Genomic DNA, 3,946 nt, shown 5'->3' with positions numbered 1-3,946 from the left:
GACCCCGGACCCGATCGGGTCCGGGGCGCTGCTGCTTGGTGGTGCTGCGGGTGGTTCGGGGTGCCGGAGAGCGATGACATTCGAGGGCTGGCCCAAGCGCCACACGGCTGCTGCTCGGGTAGCAGGCCGTGCTGCACCCAGCAGCGGCGCGTGCAGCAAACGGGCGTTCGGCTGCTGCACGCGCCGCTGCATCCGGTCAGTCGGCGGTGCCGGCGGCCCACCGCTCCAGGTCGCCCACCGGCCTCTTCAGCAGCGTGCGCCGACGGGACTGCGCGGTCGCCCGGCTTTCCAGGTGCATCGCCTTCGCCAGGTCGGCGTGTGAGACGTCCTTGGCAGCCGGCTGGCGCAGGGAGGCGTCCCGTACGGCCCCCAGCCGCTTCAGCAGCCCGGTGGTGGCGTCGATGGCGGCCGCGAGCTCGGCGGCGCTCGCGCGGCCCGTGCGCAGCAGCGCCAGCCCGTGCAATGCGGAGGCGAACAGCGCGGCCAGATGCTCGCCGTCGCTGCCGAGCGCGGCGATGTCCTCGGCGGCGAGCGGGACCAGGAGCTGCTCCTGGTGGTCGTCGGGGTGCGCGGGATCGGTGCTCACCGCGGTCTCCTTCCTCGGGTGATCGGTCAGCGGTCGGTGACGGTCCAACCCTCGCCGGGCCGGATACGGATGATGCCGCCGGGGGTGTGCAGCTGCCCGCCGCCCGCGCCCAGGCCCAGCGCGTCGATCCGGTTCAGCAGCGCGGCGGCCTGCTCCGCGAGCTCGCGGGCCTGCGCCTGGCGGGCGCGGAGTTCTTCTGGGGTTCCGGTGAACACGGTGTCTCCTTCGTGGTGTCAGGCGGTGGCCTACAGCCAGCGGAACAGGCCACGGACCTCGGAGGCCGCGCCGTAGAGGTTGTCGGCGTCCAGGCCTGCGTCGAAGTCGAACGAGTCCTCGTCCCCGGTTCGGGTCTCGTTGATGACGTCGTCGGACGCGGCCTCCAGGACGTCGGCGAACCGCTCGTGCACCGCCGCCTCCTTCAGGGCCTGTACGACGCTCTGGCGGCTGGCGGTGCCCCGCTTGATGGCGTCGGCGAGCAGCCCCAGCGCGGCGGCCGCCGCCGGCGCCAGGTACGCCAGTTCACTGTCCGCGGCGCACCGCTCGGCGCTGGTTTCGACAGCAGTGGTGTCGGCGGCCTTCACGATCTGGTCGGGCGTGCGTTCCATGACGGGCTCCCCTCTCAGCCGACGGGCTCAGACGGTCCGGGTGAGGTAGCTGGCGGCGGTGTCCACGAAGCGGTCGTGGGCGACCTTCGCGGCCTCGCGGGCGGCGGTCAGTTCCTCGTCGGTGCCGAACGCCTCCCGCATCGCGTACGTCAGCGTGATCATGTGGTCGGCGGCGGCGCGCACGGCCTGGTCCTCGATGAGGACGCGCAGCGCGACCAGCGGACGGGTGACCTCGCTGCGGGTCCGGTGGCTCTCGTCCAGCAGTTCCTGGTTCCGCTCGGCCGACGCGCGGCTGAGGACCGCGTCGCCGCGCATCCACATCGCCCGGCGGTGGTCGCTGGTGGCGCAGGCCAGGGCGGTGACCGCCTCCAGACGGTCGCGGCGCACGGCCTCGGCGTGGTTGGTGAGCACGGACCGCTCGGCGGCGCGCTCCTGGAAGCGCCCCGAGACGATCGCACCGAGCAGGGTGCCGACGACGGCGAGGACGGTGGTCACGAGAGTGGCTAACACGGCGGAACCTCCTAGGTGTATGAACTTAAATACACTGTATTGAAGTTCATACGCCCAGAGAAGGGGGCTGCTCATGATTCTTCTTGAGCCTGCTTTGACCTGCGCGTTTCCCGCTCGCGGGAACGGTGCGTACAGATCTGACACTCGCCGCCCGCGCACGAAAGCGGCGCCGCGCCCCTGCCAGAGGGGTGCGGCGCCGCTGATGTCGTGTCACCCGGCCGGGCGGCCGGTCAAGCGCTGCGACGGGAGGGCACGGCGGTCAGATGCCGCTGCGGGGCAGGAAGCGCCGGCGCGGCCAGATCGCCGGCCTTGATGGCCTCGGTCGCCTCGCGCAGCGCCTCCTCCATCTCTTCCTCGCTGGCGTACCCGGCGAAGTACGGGTGGATGAAGTAGCTGCGGTAGCGACCCTCGGGCCGCAGAACGATGTTCCGCTCGACCAGCTGGTTCATCGCGATGGACGTGCGGTTCTTGCTGAGGCCCACGCGCGCCCGCAGTTCGGCCTGTGAGGCGTTCACCTCGCCGCCGGGGCGCTGGACCTCCGACATCGCGCTCAGGAGGTCGTAGTTGGCCTTGGAGAGCTCCAGGCTGTGCAGCTGAGCGAACGCGAGGGTGGCCTGGATCAGCATGCCTGCTCCTCCACATCGTTGTCGCCGAACGCCAGCTGCCGCGTGCGCGGGGCCGGCGCGGCCGGGGCCGTGAACTCCGGGAAGCTCTCGCTCGCTGCCTTCTCCAGCGCCACTACATCTTCCCTCATCTCCGGGAAGTGCTTCCTGAGCGCGGCCCTGGCGTCCTGCCGCAGCTGCTCCAGGGCCTCCTGCTGGAGGTCGCCGTTGCCCTTGAAACAGATCAGCGGGTTGACCACGATCACCGAGTTGGTCCGGCGCTGGAGCATGTGCCAGTTCTCCAGGCTGCCCAGCGCTCGGGTGACGTTGGAGCGCTCGACTCCGAGGTGTTTGGCGACCTTGATGTGCGTGATCTTCAGGCGGCCCTCGACCTGGCGGCCCATACAGAACAGCAGGACCGCCGACTGCACGGGCGACATCCCGTACCGGGCGATGAGCACGGCCAGGACGTCCGCGAGGAAGGCGTTGCTGACCATGCTGTAGCCGCTGCGGCCCCAGGCGTCGTGGGGCGCCCGGTAGGTGTAGTCGACCTTCGCCGACCGCACCGGCCGACCAGGCTTCGGCGGCGTACGGTCCAGCGCCTTGGCGAAGCTGTCCGCCAGCGGCGATGTCACGGCCTCACCGCGGTCCGCCGACCGCCGGCCCCTGCTGGTGGAGCGACTCGCGTCCCCGGGCACCCTGGCTCCTGCTGCTCGATCTCGTGTGGTCCCCGAAACCCTAGCTGAGATTGTCCCCGCCCAGAGGGACCTTTGTCCCTGTCGGCGTGGCCCCCTCGTGTCGACGCCGACACACTGCCCTCAACGACCTGGCGGTCGAATGTGGCCCTGAGCTGGCCGAACAGGCTTTGTCCCTCTCCACGGGGCCAAATGCGGTGCGGCTGTGTCGGAGGAGGCACAAAACCGCAGGTCAATGTGTCAGGGCCAACACATAGCCTCGCAGGAAACCCCAGGTCAGAAGGGGTTTCCGTGCGGTGCCCTTTTATCAATAAGACGCGCACGCGCGCGCGAGGCAGCTCAGCCCGACTGACCGCGCCCCGGCGGCCATCCGCACCAAAGGCCAACCACCCGCTACCGACGGCACCCATCACCTCTACCTCGCCGCGCGCAGCTCGCATCACCACCTCCATTCGGACGCCACACGGTCCATTTCGGCTAATCACCCGCGAACGCACCGACCCTCATCTCTATACGCCCCCCTTGTCGCCACTTCACCCACTGTTCAGCAATCCATAGCGCCTTTTCTGCCCATCACCTGGTATATGTTCGAAGCATTCCAACTAACTCCCTTTCTGCTGGTCAGGAGTGGCGCAGCATCATTCCAGTCCTAAGCTAGCTCCTATATTTGAAGCAGGTTCCCCCTGGGATGGCCGCACCCTCTCCGATCTCTGTTCGGCTCGTCACCTGCCCCGACCTCCCGTCACCCCCTCTTCCTGTAGCCAGCCGGGCCGCAGGCCCGTGGGTGGGCCGCGCGCAGCGTGGCGCACCCTGCCCCCACGGCGAGTGAGGTGGGGGCAGGTGGCGGGGTACCGGGTGGCTGGAGCGCAGCGGAGGCCACCGGCTGGCCGGAGGCCGGCCGCGCCTCGCAACGCGAGGCGGGGGGTTATAAAAAAAAACGAGCCCACC

The 3,946-nt window shown here is 69.6% G+C and carries 6 protein-coding genes; all 6 read right to left on the bottom strand.

The features are described from left to right. Positions 1-196: 196 nt before the first annotated feature. Positions 197-586 (bottom strand): hypothetical protein, encoded by a 390-nt coding sequence (locus ACFV57_RS42575; protein WP_385244656.1) that lies wholly within the window; start codon positions 584-586, stop codon positions 197-199. Positions 587-612: 26 nt separating this feature from the next. Further along, positions 613-801: a hypothetical protein gene (locus ACFV57_RS42570; protein WP_385244653.1), complete on the bottom strand. Its 189-nt coding sequence runs from the start codon at positions 799-801 to the stop codon at positions 613-615. A 30-nt stretch (positions 802-831) separates the two neighbouring features. Next, positions 832-1,191: a hypothetical protein gene (locus ACFV57_RS42565; protein WP_385244650.1), complete on the bottom strand. Its 360-nt coding sequence runs from the start codon at positions 1,189-1,191 to the stop codon at positions 832-834. Between the two features lie 27 nt (positions 1,192-1,218). Next, the gene (locus ACFV57_RS42560) at positions 1,219-1,701 is read right to left on the bottom strand and encodes a hypothetical protein (RefSeq protein WP_385244647.1); all 483 of its coding nucleotides are present in this window, start codon (positions 1,699-1,701) and stop codon (positions 1,219-1,221) included. Between the two features lie 230 nt (positions 1,702-1,931). After that, complete coding sequence (locus ACFV57_RS42555) at positions 1,932-2,327, bottom strand: hypothetical protein (RefSeq protein ID WP_385244645.1); 396 nt, start codon at positions 2,325-2,327, stop codon at positions 1,932-1,934. Next, positions 2,321-2,938 (bottom strand): replication/maintenance protein RepL, encoded by a 618-nt coding sequence (locus tag ACFV57_RS42550; RefSeq protein ID WP_385244642.1) that lies wholly within the window; start codon positions 2,936-2,938, stop codon positions 2,321-2,323. Before ACFV57_RS42550 ends, ACFV57_RS42555 begins: the two co-directional genes overlap by 7 nt. Positions 2,939-3,946 lie beyond the last annotated feature (1,008 nt).

Source organism: Streptomyces sp. NPDC059788, assembly GCF_042732265.1.
Lineage (GTDB): Bacteria > Actinomycetota > Actinomycetes > Streptomycetales > Streptomycetaceae > Streptomyces.
The sequence above is the reverse complement of the archived record's forward strand: the minus strand, read 5'-3'. Positions and strand labels throughout refer to the sequence as shown.